This window comes from Streptomyces sp. NP160 (assembly GCF_006335115.1).
Classification (GTDB): Bacteria; Actinomycetota; Actinomycetes; order Actinomycetales; family Quadrisphaeraceae; genus Quadrisphaera.
This window is the reverse complement of the sequence record NZ_VDMJ01000026.1, coordinates 16,497-38,393: the sequence shown is the minus strand read 5'-3', so window position 1 is coordinate 38,393 and position 21,897 is coordinate 16,497. Positions and strand designations below refer to the sequence as shown.

Here is a 21,897-nt window from a genome sequence, read left to right as displayed (position 1 = left end):
CAGCCTGATCAGCCTGATGAGCGCACGTTGGGTGCGCACTGCTTCGACGCCGCGGTCAGCGCCCTGGCCGGTGCGCGGCCGGCGGCGTTGGACGCCACCAGCGCGGGGTGGACTGCTGGCACGAACGTGGAGATCCGCATCAGCCTGCCCGCGCTGGTCGGGGTCGATGAGGACCCCGGCTACATCGAGGGGTACGGGTGGGTGCCGGCGTGGCTGGTGCGCACCGTGCTGGGCTGGGGGCGGTGCCGGTTGCGGCGGGTGCTGACCGACCCGTTCACCGGGGACCTGGTCGCGGTGGACGGGCACACCTACCCCGCTTCCTGGCTCACCGACCCCGACCCCGGCACCCCCGGTCCTGGCAGCCCCGACCCCGGCGGTCCTGGCAGTCCTGGTCCTGGTCCTGGCAGCCCTGGTCCTGGCACCCCAACGCCGTCCCCAACGCCGTCCCCAACGCCGTCCCCAGCGCGACCACCGGGTGGTGCGCAGCCGGGGTTCTTCCAGGGCCGGCCCCTGCAGCAGCTGCCACCACCACCGGCGGGCCTGGGCCCCGACCTGCCCGACGACCACCCCGCCGACTACCCCGACGACCTTGGCGACCTCGACGACCTCGACGAGCTCGGCGACCCGGGCGACTCGTGTGCGGCGGGGACCTGTGAGCCGGTCGACCCCGCCGCCTGCCCGCTGGGCGCCATCGGTGGCGGACCGCACGACCCGCCCGAAGCGCTGCGCCGTCACCTGACGGCGTTGTGGGGCACCTCCACCGGGCCCGGTGACCGCCTGCCCGCGCACCGGGCCGACCTGGACCACGTCACCCCCTGGGGGTCCCTGCCCGGTCAGGGTGGCAGCACGTGCGGGTGCAACCTGGACCCCAAGTCCCGCCGCTGGCACCGGCGCAAGCACGCCGGGGATGCCCGCAGTGCTGCCAGCGTCCCGTGGTCGGCGCGCTGGCAGCACTGGCGCTGCAGCGCTGGGCACGCCCACTGGCGCTCCCCGCTGGGCCTGGACCACATCACCCGCCCGAAGCCCTACACCGACCCGATCGCGCGTTACCGCCCCTGGGCGCCGCCGCCGCGGGTGCAACCGCCCCGGCCGCCCAAGACCACCAGCAGCGCGCTGCGCTTCACCGAGCCGCCACCCTTCTGAAGCGCGCAGGACGGGGCGGTGGACGCGATCGACCTGACCACCACGACGTGGCCAGGTCGGGAGGACTCGTCCGTCGTCGTCCTCCTCCTCCACGGGAGCGGACAGGACGAGACGTCGCTGCTGGGCTTCACCCGTGACGCGTGTCCCGACCGCACGCTCGTCGCAGAGCGCGGCCGCATCCCCTGGGAGCACGGGCTCGCCTTCTTCCGGTGCCACCCCGACCGGTCCCTCGACGAGGACGAGCGCCGGGGCGACACGGACGACGTGCCACGGCTCGCCGACGTGGAGGGGTGAGGGTCAGAGCCCCGTGGTCCACCGCCACGTCATGTGCATGACGTGCGCCTCACCCGGCGCCACGCTGTGCGCGAGCCCCAGCGCCGTGGCGTCCGGAGGGCCGGTCTGCGGCTCCACGCAGACGGCCTCGTCGCGCTCGGTGAAGACCACGCCGTACTCGGCGTCGGAGCTGACCTCGAGGCGCGCCACCCCCGGCCAGGTGATGGTGGCCGGCCACGCGACGCCGGCCAGCGCCTCGTCGATGCGGTGCTGGTTCGGCGCTCCGTGCGGCAGCGGACCGCGGCGACCGTCGCTGATGCCCTCGTCATCCTTCACCATCACCGCGCTGGCGGGATCCGTGAGGGGCACGTCCAGAACGGCCTCGGCGCCGCCGACGAAGCGCGGGTGCCACGGGTGCATGCCGATCCACGCGGGCATCGGCCCGTCGGCGTCGGTGCCGTCGTTCCAGCACTCCAGGCGCAGCTCGAGCGAGGTGGGCGTCAGGTCGTAGCGGATCTCCGCGTGACCCGGCCACGGCCAGTCGGCCCCGAGGTCGCGGCGCAGCACGGCGCGGTGCGGCTCGGCCTCCACCACGTCCCACGGCACCCGCGCCACCGTCCCGTGGATGGCGTGAGGGGCCTTGTTGGGCGGCAGCTGCACCGTGCGCCCCCGCCACGTCAGCCGCGCGTCCCGCACCCGGCCCGCCCAGGGGACCATCGGGAAGGCTCCCCAGCCGTGCGGGGTGTCGCTGTAGCGGCCCACCAGCTGCAGGTCGTGCAGCTGCTCGCCGGCGCGCGTGCTCACCGCCCCCGGCACGAGCAGCGAGGCGATCCGGGCCCCGAAGGCCTCGTCGACGATGAGGCGCGTCGCGCCCGCTGTCAGCTCCACGGCCCCAGCCTGGCGCACGGGGGGCGGAGGATGTCCAGGTGCTCGACATCCTCGACGCCGTGCTCGCCTCCCGCGCCGCGGGGCGCCGCGTCGTGATGGCCGTGGTCGCGGCCACCTGGTCGTCCTCTCCGCGTCCGGTCGGCTCGGCCATGGCGGTCCTCGACGACGGCACCGCCCTCGGGAGCGTCTCGGGGGGCTGCGTGGAGGGTGACGTCCTCTCCCGCGCCACCGACCTGCTCGAAGCGGTGCGGGTCGACGGAGCGGGTGCCGCGCTCGCCGAGGTCGTCCACTACGGCGTGAGCGACGACGACGCCCTGGCCGTGGGGCTGCCGTGCGGCGGGGAGCTCGACGTGCTCCTGCGTCCGCTGGACGACGAGACCGCCGCTTCGCTGGCCGAGCTCGCGGCCGCCCGGGACGCCGGCCGGCCCGGCCGCGTGCGGCTCGCGCTGCCGGGCGGCGGCGCCGTCGAGGTGGAGGTCCGGCCACCGGCGCACCTGGTGGTGGCCGGCGCCGGGCTGGCCGCGGAGGCCCTCGCCGCGCAGGCGCGGCTCCTGGGGATGCGCACCACGGTGGTGGACGCGCGCGAGGCCTTCGCCACCGCCCAGCGCGTGCCGTCCGCCGACGAGGTCGTGCTCGACTGGCCCCACCGCTGGCTGCAGGCGCAGGCGGACGCCGGCCTCGTCGGTCTCGGCACCTCGCTCGTGGTGCTCACCCACGACGCCAAGTTCGACCTGCCGCTGCTCGAGCTGGCCCTGCGCCTCGACCTCGGCTACGTGGGGGCCATGGGTTCCCGCCGTACGTGCGCGGCACGGCGCACGGACCTCGTGCAGCGCGGCCTGGGGGAGGCCGAGCTGGCCCGCCTGCACGACCCCGTGGGGCTGGACCTGGGCGGGCGCAGCCCGGCGGAGATGGCGCTGAGCATCGCCGCGGAGCTGGTGGCGGCGCGCCACGGCCGGACCGGCGGCCCGCTGCGGGCCGCCACCGGGCGCATCAGCGGCTGAAGACGCGCACCGCGTCGGCCTCGGCCGCCTCGTAGGTGCGGCCCGTCGAGGCCAGTGCCTGCCCGATCGACTCCAGCGACGTCCGCACCTGCTCCTGGGTGGCGCGCCACTGCGCGACCACGCCCTGGAAGGACGTCGACGCGGCTCCCTGCCAGCTGCTCTGCAGGTCGAGGAGGTGGCGCATCATCGCGTCGACCTCGCCGGTGATGACCCCCGCCGACCCCGCGACCGCCGCGCTGGCGCCCTCGACGGCGCTGCTGTCGACCTGGAACCTGCTCATGGGGGACCTCCGCTGCTCGTGGGCCGCCACCGGGTGCGGCAGCACGCCTCGACGCTAGGGAGGCCCGGGGTCTCGCCGCTGGGACGAGCCACCGCCTGTGGATGACGCCCCGTTGTCCACAGGCTCGTCCACAGGTGTGGGCGCCTCGTCGACCGCGCTGTCGTCGTCCTGGGGCTCCTCCGCGGTCGGCGCGTCCGCCAGCGGCAGCGCCACCTCGATCGTCGCCCCGCCGCCCGGCGTCTGCACCACGCGCACCGCACCGCCGTGGGCCTGCACGATGCCCGCGACGATCGCCATCCCCAGGCCGGCGCCGCCGCCGGCTCCGCGCTGGCGCGAGGAGTCGGCGCGCCAGAACCTCTCGAAGACCCGCGAGGCGTCCTCCGGGGGGATGCCCGGGCCGTGGTCGACGACCGCCCACACCGCCCACCCGTCGCGCTGGCCCACACCCAGCTCCACCGGCGTGCCCGCCGGCGTGTGCCGCAGCGCGTTGCCGATGAGGTTGGCCAGCACCTGGCGCAGCTTCGCCTCGTCACCGGTGACCACCACCGGCCGCGGCGGCGCTCCGTCCACCCCGGTCACGCTGACGACGCGGTCCGGCGCCAGCGCCCGGGCGTCGTGGCGGGCGTCGGCGACGACGGCGAACAGGTCCACCGGGTCGCGGCGCATGGGGCGCTGCTCGTCGAGGCGGGCGAGCACCAGCAGGTCCTCCACGAGGCCGCCCATGCGCGTGGCCTCGGACTCGATGCGGCTGAAGGCCGTGGTGACGTCGGCCTCCTTGCGCACCACGCCCATCCGGTGCATCTCGGCGAAGCCGCGGATGGCCGACAGCGGCGTGCGCAGCTCGTGGCTGGCGTCGGCGACGAAGCGCCGCATCCGCCCCTCGGACGCCTCGCGCGCGGCCAGCGACGTCTCGATGTCGTCGAGCATCGCGTTGATGGCCGTGCCGAGGCGACCCACCTCCGTGCCCGGGGCGAGCACCGGGACGCGCCGGCTCGTGTCGCCGCCGCCGAACGCCGCGGCCACGGCCTCGACGTCGCGCAGGGGCCGGAAGGCGCGGCGCACGCCGTAGGCGCCGAGCACCACGCACGCCACGACGACGACCACGCCGACCAGCACGAAGTACGCGGCGACGTCCTTGAGCGTGTGGTCGACAGGTGTGAGGGAGCGGGCGACGGCGATGGACGCCCCCGACTGCTTCTGGTCCGGCACGGCGATGACCCGCCACTCGTCGCCGGTGATGTCGTCCTGGATGGTCTGCGGCTCGTTCCGGTGGTCCTGCACCCAGGCCTGCGTGATGCCCGTCAGCTTCAGCTGCTCCCCGCTCTGGGTGCGCTGGGACGGGACGACCACGCTGCCGTCCGGCCCGGAGACCTGGACGACGTAGTCCGTGGGCGGCAGTCCCGAGTTCCCGCCCACCGCGAGCCCAGCGCCGTACCCGGAGGCCGCGACGACGGCGGTGCGCAGCTGCTCGTCGGTCTGGGCGAGGAGCACGCGCTGCAGCACCAGCAGTGTCACCGTGCCCGTCAGCAGCAGGGCCACCACGAGCAGTCCCGTGACGACGGCGATGAGGCGGGCGCGCAGCGACAGCTCGTGCCCCCTGTGGAGCACCTGCTCCCTGGCGCTGCCGTACGCGGCCCGCACCCCGCGCGGGGGAGTGCGGGACGCGTCGTCCGTCGTCGTCCTGCCGGTGCCCTGCTCGACGGCCCTGTCGGTCACTGCGCTGTCGTCGGGGATCAGGCGGCCGGAGGGAGGCGCAGCACGTAGCCGACGCCGCGACGGGTGTGGATCAGCGGCTGCACGGGGTTCCCGGCCGCGTCCGTGCCGGTGTCGATCTTGCGGCGCAGGTAGGAGATGTAGGACTCGACGATCCCCGCCTCGCCGCCGAAGTCGTAGTGCCACACGTGGTCGAGGATCTGGGTCTTCGACAGCACGCGGTTGGGGTTGAGCATGAGGTAGCGCAGCAGCTTGAACTCGGTGGGGGACAGCTCCACGGCGTGCCCGGCGCGGTGCACCTCGTGGCTGTCCTCGTCCATCTCGAGGTCGGCGAAGACGAGCCGCCCGGAGGCCGGGTCCGCACCGGAGCCGGTGCGGCGCAGCACCGCGCGGATCCGCGCCACGACCTCCTCCAGGCTGAACGGCTTGGTGACGTAGTCGTCGCCGCCCACCGTCAGGCCGGCGACGCGGTCGGCGACGTCGTCCTTCGCGGTGAGGAACAGCACGGGCACGTCGCGGCCGCGCTCGCGCAGGCGGCGGGTCACGGCGAAGCCGTCGAGGTCGGGGAGCATGACGTCGAGGACGACGAGGTCGGGGCGGGTGCGCTCGGCCTGGCTGAGCGCCTCCTGGCCGTCCGCGGCGGTGTGCACCTCGAAGCCGGCGAAGCGCAGCGACGTCGACAGGAGCTCTCGGATGTTGGGCTCGTCGTCGACGACGAGGAGGCGGGCCTCGGCGGCTGTGGTGGTCATGTGAGGAGTCTGGACGCCGATCCTGGGTGTTGTCTGCACGTCCCCTCCCAGATCGATGAGCGCTCCGGGGGCGCCGGGTGTCTGCTGGGCGCGTGACGCAGCAGACGGCGCAGCAGTCGGTCCTGACCCCCGCGATCGTCGCCACCGCCGCCGTCTCGGCGCTCGCGTCGCTGCTCTACGGCTACGACACCGGCATCATCTCCGGCGCCCTGCTGCAGATCAGCGACGAGTTCGGCATCGAGCACGGCATGGAGCAGGTGATCGCCGGCGGCATCCTGCTCGGCGCCGTCATCGGCGCGCTGGTCTGCTCGCGGCTGTCCGAGCAGCGAGGTCGCCACCTGACGATGGTCGTCATCGGGTCGGTGTTCGTGGTGGGGGCGCTGCTGTGCTCGGTCGCCCCGGACGCGTGGACCCTGGCCGCGGCGCGCGTGGTGCTGGGCTTCGCCGTGGGCGGCGCCACGCAGACGGTGCCGATGTTCGTGGCCGAGCTCGCCCCGCCCGCCGTCCGCGGCCGGCTGGTGCTCACGTTCCAGGTGGGCATCGGCGTGGGCATCGTCGTCTCGACGCTGGTCGGCGCCAGCCAGGCGCTCAGCTGGCGGTGGTCGATCGGGCTGGCCGCCGTGCCGGCGGCGCTGCTGCTGCTCATCGTGCTGCGCCTGCCCGAGAGCCCGCGGTGGCTCGTGGGGGCCGACCGGGGGGACGACGCGCGGGCCGTGCTGGAGCGCGTCCGCCCCTCCGGAGCTGATGTGGACGCCGAGCTGGACGAGATCACCGGCAACGTCCGCGACGAGCAGTCGGAGTCCGAGGGCCACCGCGGCTGGAGCGGGCTGCGCCAGGCGTGGGTGCGCCCGGCGCTGCTGGTCGGCTGCGGCATCGCCCTGTTCACCCAGCTGTCGGGCATCGAGATGATCATCTACTACGCGCCGACGATCCTCACCGACAACGGCTTCTCCCGCTCGGCCGCCCTCGACGTCAGCGTGGCCCTCGGGGTGACCTACCTCGTGATGATGCTGGTCGGCCTGGCGATCGTCGACAGGGTCGGGCGGCGGCGGCTGACGCTGGTCATGGTGCCCGGGGCGGCGCTCGCGCTCGCGGTGCTGGGCGTCGTCTTCATCGTCTCCGGCGACGACGTCCGCGGCTCGATCCCCTTCATCGTCGCGTGCCTCGTGGTCTTCATGGTCTTCAACGCCGGTGGCCTGCAGCTCATGGGCTGGCTGACCGGGTCGGAGATCTACCCGCTGGCCGTCCGCGCCGCCGGCACGTCGGCGCAGGCCGCGGTGCTGTGGACGACCAACCTCGTCATCACGCTGACCACGCTGTCGGTCATCAACGGGATCGGCCCCGGCCCGACGATGCTCGTCTACGCCGCCTTCAACGTGGCGGCGTGGCTCTTCGTGTGGAAGAAGATGCCGGAGCTGTCGGGCCGGAGCCTGGAGTCGATCGAGTCGCACCTGCGCGAGGGCCGGTTCGCCCCCGCTGACTTCAGATCCCGTCGGTGAGGTCCCGGACCTCGGCGTAGCGGGCGCGGACCCGCTCGCCGGACGCGCGCGCGTCGTCGTCGAGGTCGAAGACCTGTGCGGGTGCCAGCGACCACTCCGGGGGAGCGTCGGCGCCGGACAGCACCCACGCGGCCTGGCGGGCTCCGCCGTCCGCGACGTACTCACCGGGCTGGGGGACGACGACCTGGCGGCCGAGCACGGCGGGCGCCAGCTGCTGCACCGCGGCCGAGCGGGCGCCGCCACCGACCAGGAGCACGCGGCGCACGCCGACCCCCTGCTCCTCCAGCGCGGCGATGCCGTCGGCCAGGCCGCACAGGAGCCCCTCCACCGCGGCGCGCGCCACGTGGGCGGGCGTCATGGTCTTCAGGGTGAGGCCGTGCATCGCGCCGGTCGCCTCGGGGCGGTTGGGGGTGCGCTCGCCCTGCAGGTAGGGCACCAGCACGAGCCCGTCCGCGCCGGCCGGCGCGGACAGGGCCAGCTCGGCCAGGCCCGCGTGGTCGACGCCGAGCAGCTTGGCGGTGGCGTCGAGCACCTGCGCGGCGTTGAGCGTCACGACCAGGGGCAGGTGGCGGCCCGTGGCGTCCGCGAAGCCGGCGATGGTGCCGGTCGCGTCGTGCACGGCGGTCTCGGTGACCGCCCCGACCACGCCGGACGTGCCCAGGGACAGCACGACGTCGCCCTCGCGCGCGGCCAGGCCGAGCGCTGCGGCGGCGTTGTCCCCGGTGCCGGGGGCGAGCAGCGCCTCGGGGTTGCCCCACTCGGCGCTGAGCCGGCCACCGGCCTCGGACGGCCCTAGCACGCGGGGGAGGAGCGGCGAGCGCCCGCGGAAGGCGAGCTCGAGCAGGTCGCGCCGGTACTCGCCGGTGGCGGCGGAGAAGTACGCGGTGCCGGAGGCGTCGCCGGCGTCGGTGAACAGGCCCTCCAGGCCGCCGGCGTCGATCCCGCCGGCGAGCCGCCACGTCAGCCAGTCGTGCGGGAGGCAGACGGCGGCGGTCCGGTCGGCGTTCTCGGGCTCGGCGTCCGCCAGCCAGCGCAGCTTGGTGCCGGTGAAGGAGGCCACCGGCACCAGGCCGACGGCGTCGGCCCACGCCCGGGCGCCCTTCTCGTCGTCACCGTCCCCGAGCTCGGAGACGAGGTCCCGCGCGGCCTGCGCCGAGCGGGTGTCGTTCCACAGCAGGGCCGGCCTGACCACCTCTCCGCCAGTGTCCAGGCAGACCATGCCGTGCTGCTGGCCGCCGACGCCCACGGCGTCGACGTCGTCAAGACCCCCCGCGGCCCGGACGGCCTCCCGGAGGGCGCGCTCCCACTCGCGGGGGTGCACCTCCGTGCCGTCCGGGTGGGACGCACGGCCCTCCCGGACGAGCTCGCCCGTGGCGGCGTCGCGGATGACGACCTTGCACGACTGCGTCGACGTGTCGACGCCGGCGACCAGCGCCATGTCAGCGAGCGCCGAGGAGGTGCTCGATCGCCAGCTGGTCGAGGGCGCCGATGCCGTAGCCGCGGCGGCCCTTCGCGTCGGCGTCGAAGTCCTCGAACGTCGAGCGGTCCTCGACGATGCTGGCCAGGGTCTCGCCGGAGCCCAGGGTGGGCTGCGCGAGCTCGGTGACGGAGGCCTTCTCCAGCGCGGCCTGCACCTCGGGGTCGGCGCGGAAGGCCGCGGCGCGCTCCTTGAGCAGCAGGTAGGTGCGCATGTTGGCGCTGGCCGAGTCCCAGATGCCGTCGAAGTCCTCGGTGCGGTTCGGCTTGTAGTCGAAGTGGCGCGGGCCGTCGTACGTCGGGCCGCCGCCCGGGAAGCCGTTCTCCAGCAGGTCGACGGTCCAGAAGGCGGAGAGCAGGTCGCCGTGGCCGAAGACGAGGTCCTGGTCGAACTTCGGGCCGTGCTGGCCGTTGAGGTCGACGTGGAAGAGCTTGCCGGCGGCCAGCGCCTGCGCGATGCCCGCGGTGAAGTTGAGGTTGGACATCTGCTCGTGGCCGACCTCGGGGTTCACGCCCACCAGGTGGGGGTGCTCGAGGGTGTACGAGAAGGCGATGGCGTGGCCGACCGTGGGCAGCAGGATGTCGCCGCGGGGCTCGTTCGGCTTGGGCTCGATGGCGATGCGCATGTCGAGGCCCTGCTCGGTGATGTACGTGGTGAGCAGGTTCACCGCCTCGGCGTAGCGGTCCAGCGCGGCCTTGATGTCCTTCGCGCCGTCGACCTCGGCGCCCTCGCGGCCGCCCCACATGACGAAGGTCTGGGCGCCCAGCTCGGCACCCAGCTGCAGCTGGCGGAAGGCCTTGCGCAGCGCGAAGCGGCGGACGTCGCGGTCGTTCGCCGTGAACGCGCCCTCCTTGAACACCGGGTGGCTGAAGAGGTTGGTGGTCACCATCGGCACGGTCAGGCCGGTGTCGGCGACGACCTTCTTGAGGCGGCCGAGGATCTCGTCGCGCCCGGCCGGGTCCTTGTGGCCCACCTCGAAGGGGACGACGTCGTCGTCGTGGAAGGTGATGCCCCAGGCGCCGAGGTCGGCGAGGCGGCGGGCGGCGTCGATGACGTCGATGTCGGGGCGGGTCGCCGAGCCGAACGGGTCGGCGGCGGCCCACCCGACCGTCCAGAGGCCGAACGAGAACTTGTCCTCGGGGGTGGGGGTGAGGCTGGTGGCGGGGGTCAGGCTGGCCACGGGTGTGGCTCCTCTCCGTCGAGTGCTCCGGGGGCGCCGAGCGCCCGAGAACTTATTTGTTCTGTGATTGAACTTATGCCGTCGACGTGGCAGTGTCAACGCCGTGCGCACCGTCGAGCCAGCGCGGCAGCGCGACCTGCGCGAGCGCAACCTCGCCACGCTCCTCGAGCGGGTCGCCTCCGCCGACCCAGCCGCCGCGCCCTCGCGGGCCGGCCTCGCCGCCGTGACCGGGATGTCCCGCGCCACGGTGTCTGCCCTCGTCGACGCCCTCCTCGCCGGCGGCCTCATCGAGGAGCTGCCGCCCCCTCCGCGCACCGGCGCCGGCCGCCCCGCCAACGGGCTGCGCCTGTCCGGCTCGCGCGTGGCGGCCCTCGGCGTGGAGCTGGGCGCCGACCACCTCGTCGCCTGCGTGCGCGACCTCACCGGAGCCGTCCGCGCCCGGGCCGCCGTCCCCGAGATCGACAGGACCGGCAGCCCCGACCTCGTGCTGGGCGCCTCCGCCGACCTGGCCGCCGACGTCCTCGCCCAGGCGGCCGAGCAGGGCCTGCACGTGGTGGGCGGGGCCTGGGCCGTGCCCGGCCTCGTGGACGCGGTGGCCGGCCGCCTGCGCGTGGCGCCCAACCTGGGGTGGCGCGACGTGCCCGTTCTCGACCTGCTGCGCGAGCACCCCGTGCTGGCGGACCTGCCGCTGGCGGTGGACAACGAGGCGGCGCTCGCCGCCGTCGCCGAGCTGTGGCAGCCCGACACCCCCGACGCTCCCGCCGCCCCGCAGAGCTTCCTGCTGGTCACCGGCGAGGTCGGCATCGGCGGCGGGGTGGCCCTCGGCGGCCGCGTGCTGCGCGGCCAGCGCGGCTGGAGCGGCGAGCTCGGCCACGTCACGGTCGAGCCCGACGGCCCGGTCTGCGCCTGCGGCGCCCGCGGGTGCCTGGAGGCCTACGCCGGCCAGGAGGCGCTGCTGGGCCGCGCCGGGCTGCCGGTCCGCCCGCGCACCTCGCGCGGAGCGGTCGGCGGGACGCCCGCCCTGCTGCGCGCGGCCGCCGAGGTGGGGCACCCCGGCGTGCTGGAGGCGCTGGGCGTCGCCGGGCGCGCCCTGGGCGTCGCGCTGTCGGCGGCCGTCAACCTCCTCGACGTCGACGCCGTGGTGCTGGGCGGCGCGTGCGCGCCGCTCGCGCCCTGGCTGGTCGGCCCGCTGACCGCCGAGCTGGAGGAGCGGGTGCTGCGGGGCCGCCTGCTGCCCGTGGACGTGCGGGTCTCGGCCACCGGCGCGGACGCGGCGGTCATGGGAGCCGCCGCGCTCGTGCTGCAGGACGTGCTGGACGCCCCCGCCTCCCTGCTGACGGCCTGACCGGCCGCCAGCAGGGAGGGCGCGTCAGGACTCGAACGCCGTCGGCAGGTACTGGTCGACGTTGTCCTTCGTCACCACCGGCGCCGACAGCGTGATCTTGCGCGGCACCTCCACCTCCACGAGGTCGCCGAGCGCCTTCTCCTGCGCCAGCAGGCGCGCCAGGCGGATGCCGTCGGCGGCCTGCGTGGACGGGTAGACGACGGTCGCCGCCAGCGAGTTCGCCCCGGACTGGATGTCGCGCATGGCGTTGGCCGAGCCCGCGCCGCCCACCATGAAGAACTCGCTGCGCCCGGCGTTGGCGATGGCCGCCAGCACGCCGACGCCCTGGTCGTCGTCGTGGTTCCAGATCGCGTCGATCTTCGGCGCGGCCTGCAGCAGGTTGGCCGTGGCCTCCTCACCGGACTCCACCGTGAACTCCGCCGCCACGCGGTTCGACACCGACAGGCCGCACTCGGACAGCGCGTCGGAGAAGCCCTTCGAGCGGTCCTGGGTGAGCGGGAGGGAGTCGATCCCGGCGATCTCGGCGACCACCGCGCCGGGGGTGTCGCCCAGCTGGGAGCACACGTACGACCCCGCCGAGACGCCCATGCCGTAGTTGTCGCCGAGCACCGTGACGCGGGCGGCGTTCGGGTCGGAGAACTCCCGGTCCACGTTGATGACCGGGATGCCGGCCCGCATGGCCTGCAGCGCCACCGGCGTCAGGGCGGCGCCGTCGAACGGCAGCAGCACGATGGCGTCGACCTTGTCGTTGATGAAGGTCTCCACCTGGCTGATCTGCGTGTTGACGTCGTTGGTGCCCTCGGCGACCACGAGGTCGACGTCGGACAGCTGCTCGGCCTGGGCCCGGGCACCGCCGGTGATGGCGGCCATCCAGCCGTGGTCCGCGGCGGGCGCGGAGAAGCCGATGCGGACGGTGTCGCCCGGCTCGTCGTTGCTGCCGCCGCCTCCCGCGGCGGGCGCGGCGGCCGACGGCGCGGCCTCGGGGGTGTTGCCGGTGCAGCCGGCGAGCAGGGCGACCGCGCTCAGGGCGGCGGCGGTCAGGGTGAGGCGGCGCTGGCGCGACGTCGTCGTCGAGGTCACGGTCTTCCTCCGGTTCTCGGAGCCTGCTGCGCCCGCTGGCTGGAGCGCTGGGGAGTGCTGGGGGCGCCGCGGGGGCGGCTGCGCCCAGCGGCGACGCGCGCGGCGACGCGCTGCTGCAGCAGCACGGCGGCGACGATGATCGCGCCCTTGGCGACCGCCTGCGCCGAGCTGGAGAGGTTGTTCAGCGTGAAGACGTTGCTGAGCGTGGTGAAGATGAGGACGCCGAGCACGGTGCCCACCACCGTGCCGCGCCCGCCGACGAGCAGCGTGCCGCCGATGACCACCGCGGCGATGGCGTCGAGCTCGAGCAGCGTGCCGTGCGTGGAGGACCCGGTGGTGGTGCGCGCCATGAGCATCACCGCGGCGATGCCGCAGGTGAGGCCCGACAGCGCGTAGAGCGCCACGGTGTGGCGCTGCACCCGGATGCCCGCCAGGCGGGCCGCCTCGGCGTTGCCGCCGATGGCCACGGTGCGCCGCCCGAAGGTGGTGCGGTTGAGCAGCACCCACCCCACCACCGCGACCAGGGCGAAGACGACGACGAGGACCGGGACCCCCAGCACGCTCCCGGAGAAGAAGGCGACGAAGTCGCGGTCCTGCACGATCTGCGTGCGGCGGTTCGAGAGGATCTCCGCCAGGCCGCGGGCCGCCGCGAGCATGGCGAGGGTCGCGATGAAGGCGACCAGCCGCCCGTAGGCGATGACCACGCCGTTGACCACGCCGGCGACCGTCCCCACGAGCAGGGCGGTCGTCACCATGACCACCCAGTGGACGTCCGCGGCCACGGCCTGCGTGGCCAGCGTGGTCGCCCACACCGACGACAGCGCCACCAGCGCCCCGACCGACAGGTCGATGCCGCCGCCGATGATGACGAAGGTCATGCCGATGCTGACGACGCCGATCACCGAGGCCAGGCGCAGGATGGTCAGCCCGTTCTGGACGTCGGCGAAGCGGTCGCCGGCGGTGACGACGCCGACGACGCACAGGAGCACCAGCGCGACGACCAGGCCGGCGCTGCGCCCGACCCCGAGCGACCCGGCCACCGGCGCGGGCACCGGGGCGCGGCTGCTGCTGCCGGGGGGACTGGTGGTGGTGCTGCTGGTCACGCTGCGCTCCCGTCCGCCGCGGCGGTCCCGGCCGGGCCCGCCTGCTCCATCACCAGGTCGAGCACGCGGTGCTCGTCGAGCTCGTCGGCGCGCGCCCGCGCCACCACGCGGCCCTCGGCCAGCACCAGCACCCGGTCGGCCAGTCCGAGCACCTCGGGGATCTCGCTGGAGACCAGGACGACGGCGACGCCGCGGTCGGCCAGGGAGCGCACCAGCGCGTAGATCTCCGCGCGCGCCCCCACGTCCACGCCCCGCGTGGGCTCGTCCAGGAGCAGCACCCGGCAGTCGCGCAGCAGCCACCGCGCGAGCACCACCTTCTGCTGGTTCCCCCCCGAGAGCGTGCGCACCTCGCGGGTGACGTCCACCGGGCGCAGGTCGAGGGCGCGGGCCTGCTCCCGGGCGGCCTCCGCCTCACCCGCCCGGTCGAGGAACCCGGCCCGGGCGAACCGCGCCAGGCTGGCGATGGTGGTGTTGGTGGTGATCGACTCACCCATGAGCAGGGCCTGGCTCTTGCGCTCCTTCGGCGCCAGGCCCACCCCCGCGGCGACGGCCGCGGCGACGTCGCCGCGGCGCAGCGCGCGGCCGCCCACCCGCACCGACCCGGAGGTGGGGCGGCGCGCGCCCGCCACGGTCTCGAGGACCTCCGAGCGCCCCGACCCGACCAGGCCGGCCAGGCCGACCACCTCCCCGGGGCGGACCTCGAAGGAGACGCCCTCGAAGGCGCCGCGCAGCGACAGGTCCTCCACCTCGAGCACGGGCTCCGCCGCGCGCTCGCCGTGGTCGTCGTGCCGGGGCTTGTCGGGGAAGGCCTGCTCGAGGCTGCGGCCGGTCATGAGGGCGATGAGGTCGTGGGTGGGCGTGGTGCGCGCGGGCAGCCCCGCGGCCACCGTGCGGCCGTCCTTGAGGACGGTGATGCGGTCCCCGAGCTGGCGGATCTCCTCCAGCCGGTGGCTGATCCAGACGACGGCGACGCCGTCGGCGACCAGGTCCCGCACCACGCCGAAGAGGTGCTGCACCTCCTCGGTGTCCAGCACCGCGGAGGGCTCGTCCATGACGATGAGCCGGGCGTCCTGCGAGAGCGCCCGCGCCATGCTCACCATCTGCTGGGACGCGGCCGGCAGCTCGCCGACCTCGGTGCCCGGCCGGATCTCGGGGTGGCCGAGCCGCCTCAGCAGGTCGGCGGCGGTGCGGCTGCTGCGACGGCGGTGCAGGAGGCGCAGCGGCGAGCCCATCCGGTCGAGGTGGATGTTGTCGGCGACGCTGAGGCCGGGCACCAGGTCGAGCTCCTGGTAGATGGTCGCGACGCCGCAGCGCATCGCCGCGCGCGGGTCGGCGAAGGAGACCTCCTGGCCCTGCCAGGTGATGGTGCCGGCGTCGGGGCGGTGGGCCCCGGCGAGCACCTTGATGAGGGTCGACTTGCCGGCGCCGTTCTGGCCCAGCAGGCAGTGGACCTCTCCGGCGCGCACGTCCAGGTCGACGCCGTCCAGCGCGCGGACCCCGGGGAAGCCCTTCGTGATGCCCCGCATCGTGAGCAGCGGTGCATCGATCTGATCACCTTTGATCATCTTTGACCACGTCTTGACCCTAGGACCGCATTGCGCCGACCGTCAAACAAATCATGGTCCGGCGGCGGGTCGCTGGGCCGTCCGTGGTGGGATGGCCGGCGACAGCAGTGGGCTCGAGGAGGAGCGAGGACAGATGACGACGAGCACCGGCGGGCAGCAGGAGCTGCGCGTGGCGATGGTCGGGCACGGCTTCATGGGGGCCGCCCACAGCCAGGCGTGGCGGGTGGCCCCGCACTTCTTCGACCTCCCGCTGGAGGTCCGGCGCTCGGTGGTGGTCGGCCGCGACGCCGGCCGCGCCGCCGCCGCCGCGGCGAAGTTCGGCTGGGAGAGCTCGGCGACCGACTGGCAGGAGGTCGTCTCCCGCGACGACGTCGACCTGGTCGACGTCGTCGCCCCCGGCGACGCGCACGCGCAGGTGGCCATCGCCGCCCTCGAGGCCGGCAAGCACGTGCTGTGCGAGAAGCCGCTCGGCAACACCCTCGCCGAGGCCGAGGCCATGAACGCCGCCGCGGAGAAGGCCGCCGCCTCCGGCGCGAAGGCCATGGTCGGCTTCAGCTACCGCCGCGTGCCGGCCGTCGCGTTCGCGCGCCAGCTGGTGGCCGAGGGTGCCGTGGGTCAGGTCCGCCAGGTCCGCGCCTCCTACCTGCAGGACTGGCTGTCCGACGCCAGCGCGCCCATGACGTGGCGCCTGGACAAGAAGCTCGCCGGGTCGGGTGCGCTGGGAGACATCGGCGCCCACGCCATCGACCTCGTGCAGCACGTGCTGGGCACCGAGATCGCCACGGTCAGCGGCCTCATGCACACCTTCGTCACCGAGCGGCCGCTGTCCGGCGGGCGCGGCCTGTCGGCCAGCTCGGCCGGGGGAGCGGGCGACGAGGTCGGGAAGGTCACCGTGGACGACGCCGCCATGGCCATGGCCCGCACCACCGAGGGCGCGCTCGTCTCCCTCGAGGCCTCGCGCTTCGCCACCGGCCGCAAGAACGGCCTGCACCTGGAGGTCTACGGCTCCGACGGCGCGATCGTCTTCGACCTCGAGGACATGAACGTGCTCGACGTGTACGACGCCCGCGAGGGCGCCGACCGCCAGGGCTTCAAGCGGGTCCTCGTCACCGAGCCGGAGCACCCGTGGATGGCCGGCTGGTGGCCGGCGGGGCACATCATCGGCTACGAGCACACCTTCACCCACCAGGTGGTCGACCTCGTCGGCGACGTCGCGGCGGGCCGTCAGCCCTCGCCGTCGTTCGCCGAGGGCCTGCAGGTCCAGCGCGTGCTGGACGCCCTCGAGCGCAGCTCGAACGAGGGCAGCGCCTGGACGCCGACCTCCTGAGTCAGCGGTGGTGCGGGGGAGCGGTGCTCTCCCGCACCACCAGGCGGGTCGCCAGCTGCAGGTGCGGCGCCGGGACGGCGGTCCGCGGCCGCGGCGGGACGCCCTTGCGGCGCGCCCGCACCTCCTCGAGCACCATCCGCACCGACTCCCCGGCCATCTCGCCGAGCGGCTGGCGCACGGTGGTCAGCGGCGGGGACATGTACTGGCACATCGAGACGTCGTCGAAGCCGATGACGGACAGGTCCTCAGGCACGCGGAGCCCGCGGCGACGCGCCTCCTGGTAGACGCCGCTGGCCATGAGGTCGGAGCCGGCGAAGATGGCGGTCGGCGGGTCGGGGTGGTCCAGGAGCGCCACGGCGGCGCGCTGGCCGCCGTCCGCGCTGAAGTCGCCGCCGTGGACGAGCGACTCGTCCACGGCCAGCCCGGCGCGCGCCATCGCCGCCCGGTGGCCCTCGAGGCGCTCCTGGCTGCAGAGCAGCTCGGGGATGCCGGTGATGACGGCGATGCGCCGGTGCCCGAGCGAGAGCAGGTGCTCGGTGGCCGTGACCCCGCCGGCGAAGTTGGTGGCGCCCACGGTGGGCAGCGACGGGTCGCTGCTGCCGGCCGGGTCGAGCAGGACGACGGGCGCGCCCAGCGAGGCGACGTCCTCCGCGCTGCCACCGCCGAAGCGGTTGATGACGAGCACGACGCCGGAGGGCCGCCGAGCGCGCAGCGCGTGGAGCCAGGCCCGGTCCTCGCCGACGTCGTCGTGAGCGGCGGACACGAGCAGCCCGGCCCCGGCGCGGGCGGCCCCCGCCTCCGCACCCGCCAGCACCTCCAGGGCGTAGGCGGTCGTGAGGTCGGTGATGACCAGCTCGACGGTGGGCACATCCACCCGGTGCTCGCGCACGCGGCGCCGGGGACGGTAGCCCGAGCTGGCGATGACGCCGCTGACCAGGTCGCGCGTGTCGGGCGCCACGTCGTCGCGGCCGTTGAGGACCTTGGACACCGTGGGCACCGAGACACCTGCCTGCCGAGCGACGTCGGCGATGGTGATCCGGCCCTCGGCGCGGCCGGTGGTGCTGCTCATGCCCACTCCCGTCGTGGGTTGGTGTGTCGGCGGATGCTAGCCGAAAGTTTCGGCGGGGAGAAAGGCCGTCTCGGCGTCACAGCGCAGTCGGTCGATCACCCAGAGCGGTCGATCGCGCCAGTCCTCGTTCATCGGGTGCGGGCGCGATCGTCGATCTGGTGTCGATCACCGCCGTCCTCGGCGTGACGGAATCGTGACCTGGGGAACACCTGTCACCTGGTCGGATTCGCTTGACGCCCTCGGCGCGGCCTCCTACTGTCCACCAGGCAAGCGCAACGGTCGGAAAGTTTCGATCGTTGCGACTGACCACCACTGAGGCGCCGCACCGATGCGGCTCGAACGACGGAGTTCACGTGGACGCTTCTTCGACGACCGGCGGCACGTCGCGCCGCGGGTTCCTCGCCATGCTGGCCATGGCCCCCCTCGCGGGCGCGGCCCTCTCGGCCTGCGGCACCTCCGGCCCCGGCGGCTCCGGCGGCGGCGGTGGCGGCGACGGCAAGGCCTCGATGTGGTACCTCTCGGGCCAGCCCAACGAGAAGATCAAGGGCGACAACATCAAGGCCTGGAACGAGGCCAACCCCGACTCGACCATCGGCGTCACCTACTTCCAGAACGACGCCTACAAGACCAAGATCAAGACGGCCATCGGCGCCGGCCAGGCACCGACGATCATCTACAGCTGGGGTGGCGGCATCCTCGCCAGCTACGCCGCGGCCGACCAGGTGGTCGACCTGACGGACTGGTTCGCCCAGAACGCCGACGTCAAGAACAGCGTGCTGCCCGCCACCTTCGGCGCGGCCACCGTGGACGGCAAGATCTACGCCTACCCCAACGAGAACGCCGCCCTGATCCTCTTCTACTACAACAAGAAGCTGTTCGACCAGGTCGGTGCGCAGCCCCCCACCACCTACGCCGAGCTCCAGGCCCTGGTGGAGACCTTCAAGGGCGCGGGCATCGCCCCCATCGCGCTGGCCGGCCAGTCGCGCTGGACCTCGATGATGTGGCTGGAGTACTTCTTCGACCGCATCGGCGGCCCGGAGGTCTTCCAGGCCATCTTCGACGGCACCTCCGGCGCCTGGTCGAACCCCGACTCCATCAAGGCGCTGCAGGCCACCCAGGACCTGGTGAAGTCCGGCGCCTTCATCAAGGGCTTCGAGTCCATCACCGCCGACAGCAACGCCGACCAGGCGCTCATCTACACCGACAAGGCCGCGATGATGCTGCACGGCTCGTGGGTGTACTCCGGCATCAAGAACGACGCCGCCGACTTCGTCTCCGCCGGCAACCTCGGCTGGTTCGCCTTCCCCGCCGTCGAGGGCGGCAAGGGCGACGTGAAGAACGTCGCGGGCAACCCGGCGCAGTACATGGCGATCTCCTCCAAGGCCTCCCAGGAGCAGCAGGACATCGCCAAGAAGTACTTCGCCGACAAGGAGAACGGCATCTTCAGCGAGAAGGTCATCGACGCCTACATCGCCTCCGGGCAGGTGCCGATCGCCGCCAACATCGAGGACAAGCTGGCCGCCTCCGGCGACGCGGAGTTCCTGCAGTTCGTCTACTCCGCGGTCCAGGACGCACCCAGCTTCGTGCAGTCCTGGGACCAGGCCCTCTCGCCCACCCAGGCCGAGGCGCTGCTGTCGAACATCGACCAGCTCTTCAGCCTCTCGATCACGCCCGAGCAGTTCGCCCAGAACATGGACGCGACGATCGGCCAGTGACGCCGTGACACCGCGCCGGGGGGCGTTCGACGAACCGGCCGCCCCCCGGCGCGCAGCGGCGCAGATCGCGCCGCACCTCACCGAGGAGGACCGACAGCCATGAGCAGCAGCACCCGCTCGCAGGCCCTGACCTCAACCACCACCGCCCGCGGCACCTCGCGGCGGCAGTTCCTCAGCATGGTCGCGCTGGCCCCGGTGGCCGGCTCGGTGCTCGCCGCGTGCGGCACGTCGGGCCCCGGCGGGTCCGGCTCGGGCGGTGACGCGGTGGCGACGGAGTGGTACCTGTCCGGCGAGCCGTCGGAGAGCATCACCACCGACGCCGTGGACGCCTTCAACAAGGCCAACCCCGACCAGACCATCGGGCTGACGTTCTTCCAGAACGACGCCTACAAGACGAAGATCAAGACGGCGATCGGCGCCGGGCAGGCCCCCACGATCATCTACGGGTGGGGTGGCGGCACGCTGGGCAGCTACGTCCAGGCCGGCCAGGTGGACGACCTCACCGGCTGGTTCGACCAGAACCCGGCCGTGAAGGACCGCCTCTTCCCCTCGAGCTTCGGCCCGGCCACCGTCGACGGGAAGCTCTACGCGCTGCCCAACGAGACGGTCACGCCGATCGTCATGTACTACAACGACGAGCTGTTCGAGAAGGTCGGCGCCAGCAAGCCCACCACCTGGGACGAGCTGCTGGCCCTGGTGCCGGTCTTCCGCGACGCGGGCGTCGCCCCGCTGAGCCTGGGCGGGCAGTCGCGCTGGACGTCGATGATGTGGCTGGAGTACCTGTTCGACCGCATCGGCGGCGCTGAGGTGTTCCAGAACATCGCCGCGGCGCAGCCCGACGCGTGGAACACCCCCGCGGCGGTCGACGCGCTGACCAAGGTGCAGGAGCTGGTGCGCGCCGGCGGCTTCGTCGACGGGTTCGAGTCCGTCACCGCCGACAGCAACGCCGACCAGGCGCTGCTCTACACCGGCCGCGCGGCGATGATGCTCCACGGCGCCTGGTGCTACGGGGCCATGAAGAACGACGCCCCCGACTTCGTCACCGGCGGGAAGCTGAGCTTCGGCGCGTTCCCCACCGTCACCGGCGGTGCGGGCGACCCGAGCAACGCGGTCGGCAACCCCGGCCAGTACATGTCGATCTTCTCGCAGGCCAGCCAGGAGGCCAAGGACGCCGCCCTGGCCTTCTTCGCCGACGGGATCATGACCGACGACGTCATCCAGGCCTACATCGACAACGGCCAGGTGCCCATCGTCACCGGCATCGAGGACGAGCTCGCGGCGAGCGACGACGCCGAGTGGCTCGACTTCGTCTACCAGCTCGCGTCCAAGGCCGCCGTGTTCACGCAGTCCTGGGACCAGGCCCTCAGCCCGTCCACGGCCGAGGCGCTGCTCACCAACATCGAGCAGCTCTTCGCCCTGTCCATCGACCCGCAGACGTTCATCTCGAACATGAACGCCACGCTCGGCAAGTGACCTCCCCGCGACCGCCCTCCGGGGCGGTCGCGGGCCGACCCCAGCTCACGAGGAGAGGACAGCACCCATGAGCGTCTCAGCGACGACGACGCGCGCACCCGCCAGAGCCGCCAGAGCGGCGAGCCCGAGCGACCACAAGAGCGTCAAGACCGGCTCGGTCGCCTGGATGGCGCTGCCGGCGCTGCTCTTCTTCATCCTCTTCGGCGGCATCCCGCTCGTCGGCGTCGTCCTGCTGAGCTTCACGCAGTGGGACGGCATCGGGGCGATCAGCTGGCTGGGCGTCGGCAACTGGACCTCCGTGCTGGCCGACCCGGTGATGTGGAAGGCCATGGGCCTGACCTTCGGCATCATGATCTTCTCCTGGTTGGTGCAGACGCCGCTGTCCCTGCTGCTGGGCGTCTTCACCGCCGGCACGCAGAAGTACCGCGCGTTCCTGGCCGTGCTGTACTTCCTGCCCCTGCTCATGAGCGCCGCGGCGATCTCCATCGCCTACAAGGCGCTGCTCGACCCGAACTTCGGCCTGGCGGCCAGCCTGGGCATCCCGATCCTGGTGCAGAACTGGCTGGGCAGCCCCACGCTGGTGCTCTTCGTCATCATCTTCGTGCTGAGCTGGATGTACGTGCCGTTCCACTCCCTGATCTACCAAGGCGGCGTGCGCCAGATCCCCAAGACGATGTACGAGGCCGCCAGCATCGACGGGGCCGGCACCATCCGGCAGTTCTTCTCCATCACCCTGCCGCAGCTGAAGTACACGATCATCACCTCCTCCACCCTGATGGTGGTGGGCTCGATGACGTCCTTCGACCTCATCTTCGTCCTCACCGGCGGCGGCCCCGGTGACGCCAGCCGCGTGCTGGCCCTGGACATGTACCTGCGCGGCTTCCGCGCCAACCAGATGGGCCCGGCGAGCGTCATCGCCGTCCTCATCGTGCTCATCGGCCTGGGCCTGGCGCAGGTCCTGCAGCGCCTGGGCGGCAAGGACAAGACGAGCAGCCAGATGGAAGGCATGTGACGTGA

At 73.5% G+C, this 21,897-nt stretch carries 18 protein-coding genes and 1 pseudogene; 9 read left to right on the top strand and 10 right to left on the bottom strand.

What is annotated here, in order from left to right; genetic code table 11:
* Both FHN55_RS22795 and FHN55_RS14640 read left to right on the top strand, forming a co-directional pair.
* Nucleotides 1–1,143 (top strand): annotated as a pseudogene (locus FHN55_RS22795) (hypothetical protein); the annotation flags it as partial.
* An 18-nt stretch (nucleotides 1,144–1,161) separates the two neighbouring features.
* Nucleotides 1,162–1,437, top strand: a complete 276-nt coding sequence (locus FHN55_RS14640; RefSeq protein ID WP_139713064.1) for a hypothetical protein — start codon at nucleotides 1,162–1,164, stop codon at nucleotides 1,435–1,437.
* Nucleotides 1,438–1,440: 3 nt separating this feature from the next.
* On the opposite strand, the gene FHN55_RS14635 is transcribed toward FHN55_RS14640, so the two are convergent.
* Nucleotides 1,441–2,304 (bottom strand): aldose 1-epimerase, encoded by an 864-nt coding sequence (locus FHN55_RS14635; RefSeq protein ID WP_180357850.1) that lies wholly within the window; start codon nucleotides 2,302–2,304, stop codon nucleotides 1,441–1,443.
* Nucleotides 2,305–2,342: 38 nt separating this feature from the next.
* Between FHN55_RS14635 and FHN55_RS14630 the strand changes: the two genes are divergently transcribed.
* Nucleotides 2,343–3,305, top strand: a complete 963-nt coding sequence (locus tag FHN55_RS14630; RefSeq protein WP_139713062.1) for an XdhC family protein — start codon at nucleotides 2,343–2,345, stop codon at nucleotides 3,303–3,305.
* Here the strand turns inward: FHN55_RS14630 and FHN55_RS14625 are convergent.
* Genes FHN55_RS14625 through FHN55_RS14615 form a run of 3 tightly spaced genes read right to left on the bottom strand, consistent with a single transcriptional unit; the run spans nucleotide 3,295 to nucleotide 6,047 of the window.
* Nucleotides 3,295–3,630: a WXG100 family type VII secretion target gene (locus FHN55_RS14625; RefSeq protein ID WP_218974683.1), complete on the bottom strand. Its 336-nt coding sequence runs from the start codon at nucleotides 3,628–3,630 to the stop codon at nucleotides 3,295–3,297. The genes FHN55_RS14630 and FHN55_RS14625 overlap by 11 nt on opposite strands.
* 9 nt (nucleotides 3,631–3,639) lie before the next feature.
* Nucleotides 3,640–5,301 carry a cell wall metabolism sensor histidine kinase WalK gene (locus tag FHN55_RS14620; RefSeq protein ID WP_180357849.1) on the bottom strand — a complete coding sequence of 554 codons (1,662 nt, stop codon included), beginning with the start codon at nucleotides 5,299–5,301 and terminating at the stop codon, nucleotides 3,640–3,642.
* A gap of 17 nt (nucleotides 5,302–5,318) precedes the next feature.
* The gene (locus FHN55_RS14615) at nucleotides 5,319–6,047 is read right to left on the bottom strand and encodes a response regulator transcription factor (protein WP_139713060.1); all 729 of its coding nucleotides are present in this window, start codon (nucleotides 6,045–6,047) and stop codon (nucleotides 5,319–5,321) included.
* Between the two features lie 92 nt (nucleotides 6,048–6,139).
* On the opposite strand from FHN55_RS14615, the gene FHN55_RS14610 reads away from it, so the two are divergent.
* Entirely contained in the window at nucleotides 6,140–7,546 is a 1,407-nt protein-coding gene (locus FHN55_RS14610) for a sugar porter family MFS transporter (RefSeq protein WP_218974682.1), read from the top strand.
* Here the strand turns inward: FHN55_RS14610 and xylB are convergent.
* Both xylB and xylA read right to left on the bottom strand, forming a co-directional pair.
* On the bottom strand, nucleotides 7,530–8,984 hold the full coding sequence (gene xylB / locus FHN55_RS14605) for a xylulokinase (RefSeq protein WP_139713058.1): 1,455 nt from the start codon (nucleotides 8,982–8,984) through the stop codon (nucleotides 7,530–7,532). The two genes, FHN55_RS14610 and xylB, sit on opposite strands and share 17 nt — an antisense overlap.
* 1 nt (nucleotide 8,985) lies before the next feature.
* Entirely contained in the window at nucleotides 8,986–10,203 is a 1,218-nt protein-coding gene (gene xylA / locus FHN55_RS14600) for a xylose isomerase (RefSeq protein WP_257571013.1), read from the bottom strand.
* Between the two features lie 103 nt (nucleotides 10,204–10,306).
* Here xylA and FHN55_RS14595 point away from each other — a divergent pair, with 103 nt between their 5' ends.
* Entirely contained in the window at nucleotides 10,307–11,548 is a 1,242-nt protein-coding gene (locus tag FHN55_RS14595) for an ROK family protein (protein WP_180357848.1), read from the top strand.
* Between the two features lie 24 nt (nucleotides 11,549–11,572).
* On the opposite strand, the gene FHN55_RS14590 is transcribed toward FHN55_RS14595, so the two are convergent.
* The 3 genes from FHN55_RS14590 to FHN55_RS14580 are packed head-to-tail and all read right to left on the bottom strand — an operon-like array spanning nucleotide 11,573 to nucleotide 15,296.
* Nucleotides 11,573–12,628, bottom strand: coding sequence for a substrate-binding domain-containing protein (locus FHN55_RS14590; protein WP_139713057.1), 1,056 nt, complete (start codon nucleotides 12,626–12,628; stop codon nucleotides 11,573–11,575).
* A complete protein-coding gene (locus tag FHN55_RS14585; RefSeq protein WP_139713056.1) occupies nucleotides 12,625–13,731 on the bottom strand; it encodes an ABC transporter permease in 1,107 nt (368 codons plus the stop codon). Before FHN55_RS14585 ends, FHN55_RS14590 begins: the two co-directional genes overlap by 4 nt.
* Nucleotides 13,728–15,296 (bottom strand): sugar ABC transporter ATP-binding protein, encoded by a 1,569-nt coding sequence (locus FHN55_RS14580; protein ID WP_218974680.1) that lies wholly within the window; start codon nucleotides 15,294–15,296, stop codon nucleotides 13,728–13,730. The genes FHN55_RS14585 and FHN55_RS14580 overlap by 4 nt, the downstream gene beginning before the upstream one ends.
* Before the next feature lie 133 nt (nucleotides 15,297–15,429).
* Between FHN55_RS14580 and FHN55_RS14575 the strand changes: the two genes are divergently transcribed.
* Nucleotides 15,430–16,623 carry a Gfo/Idh/MocA family protein gene (locus FHN55_RS14575; protein ID WP_139713055.1) on the top strand — a complete coding sequence of 398 codons (1,194 nt, stop codon included), beginning with the start codon at nucleotides 15,430–15,432 and terminating at the stop codon, nucleotides 16,621–16,623.
* Nucleotide 16,624: 1 nt separating this feature from the next.
* On the opposite strand, the gene FHN55_RS14570 is transcribed toward FHN55_RS14575, so the two are convergent.
* Nucleotides 16,625–17,692, bottom strand: a complete 1,068-nt coding sequence (locus tag FHN55_RS14570; protein ID WP_139713054.1) for a LacI family DNA-binding transcriptional regulator — start codon at nucleotides 17,690–17,692, stop codon at nucleotides 16,625–16,627.
* Between the two features lie 404 nt (nucleotides 17,693–18,096).
* Between FHN55_RS14570 and FHN55_RS14565 the strand changes: the two genes are divergently transcribed.
* The 3 genes from FHN55_RS14565 to FHN55_RS14555 all read left to right on the top strand — a co-directional run bounded on the left by FHN55_RS14565 (nucleotide 18,097) and on the right by FHN55_RS14555 (nucleotide 21,892).
* Nucleotides 18,097–19,407 (top strand): extracellular solute-binding protein, encoded by a 1,311-nt coding sequence (locus FHN55_RS14565; protein ID WP_139713070.1) that lies wholly within the window; start codon nucleotides 18,097–18,099, stop codon nucleotides 19,405–19,407.
* 99 nt (nucleotides 19,408–19,506) lie between these two features.
* The gene (locus tag FHN55_RS14560; RefSeq protein ID WP_139713053.1) at nucleotides 19,507–20,880 is read left to right on the top strand and encodes an extracellular solute-binding protein; all 1,374 of its coding nucleotides are present in this window, start codon (nucleotides 19,507–19,509) and stop codon (nucleotides 20,878–20,880) included.
* A gap of 166 nt (nucleotides 20,881–21,046) precedes the next feature.
* On the top strand, nucleotides 21,047–21,892 hold the full coding sequence (locus tag FHN55_RS14555) for a carbohydrate ABC transporter permease (protein WP_257571015.1): 846 nt from the start codon (nucleotides 21,047–21,049) through the stop codon (nucleotides 21,890–21,892).
* Nucleotides 21,893–21,897 lie beyond the last annotated feature (5 nt).

Coding starts and splice junctions, on each gene's coding strand:
- FHN55_RS14615 (WP_139713060.1), bottom strand. CDS start 6,047: ATGACCACCACAGCCGCCGAGGCCCGCCTCCTCGTCGTCGACGACGAG.
- FHN55_RS14580 (WP_218974680.1), bottom strand. CDS start 15,296: ATGATCAAAGGTGATCAGATCGATGCACCGCTGCTCACGATGCGGGGC.
- FHN55_RS14565 (WP_139713070.1), top strand. CDS start 18,097: ATGCTGGCCATGGCCCCCCTCGCGGGCGCGGCCCTCTCGGCCTGCGGC.
- xylB (WP_139713058.1), bottom strand. CDS start 8,984: ATGGCGCTGGTCGCCGGCGTCGACACGTCGACGCAGTCGTGCAAGGTC.
- FHN55_RS14555 (WP_257571015.1), top strand. CDS start 21,047: ATGGCGCTGCCGGCGCTGCTCTTCTTCATCCTCTTCGGCGGCATCCCG.
- FHN55_RS14570 (WP_139713054.1), bottom strand. CDS start 17,692: ATGAGCAGCACCACCGGCCGCGCCGAGGGCCGGATCACCATCGCCGAC.
- FHN55_RS14575 (WP_139713055.1), top strand. CDS start 15,430: ATGACGACGAGCACCGGCGGGCAGCAGGAGCTGCGCGTGGCGATGGTC.
- FHN55_RS14560 (WP_139713053.1), top strand. CDS start 19,507: ATGAGCAGCAGCACCCGCTCGCAGGCCCTGACCTCAACCACCACCGCC.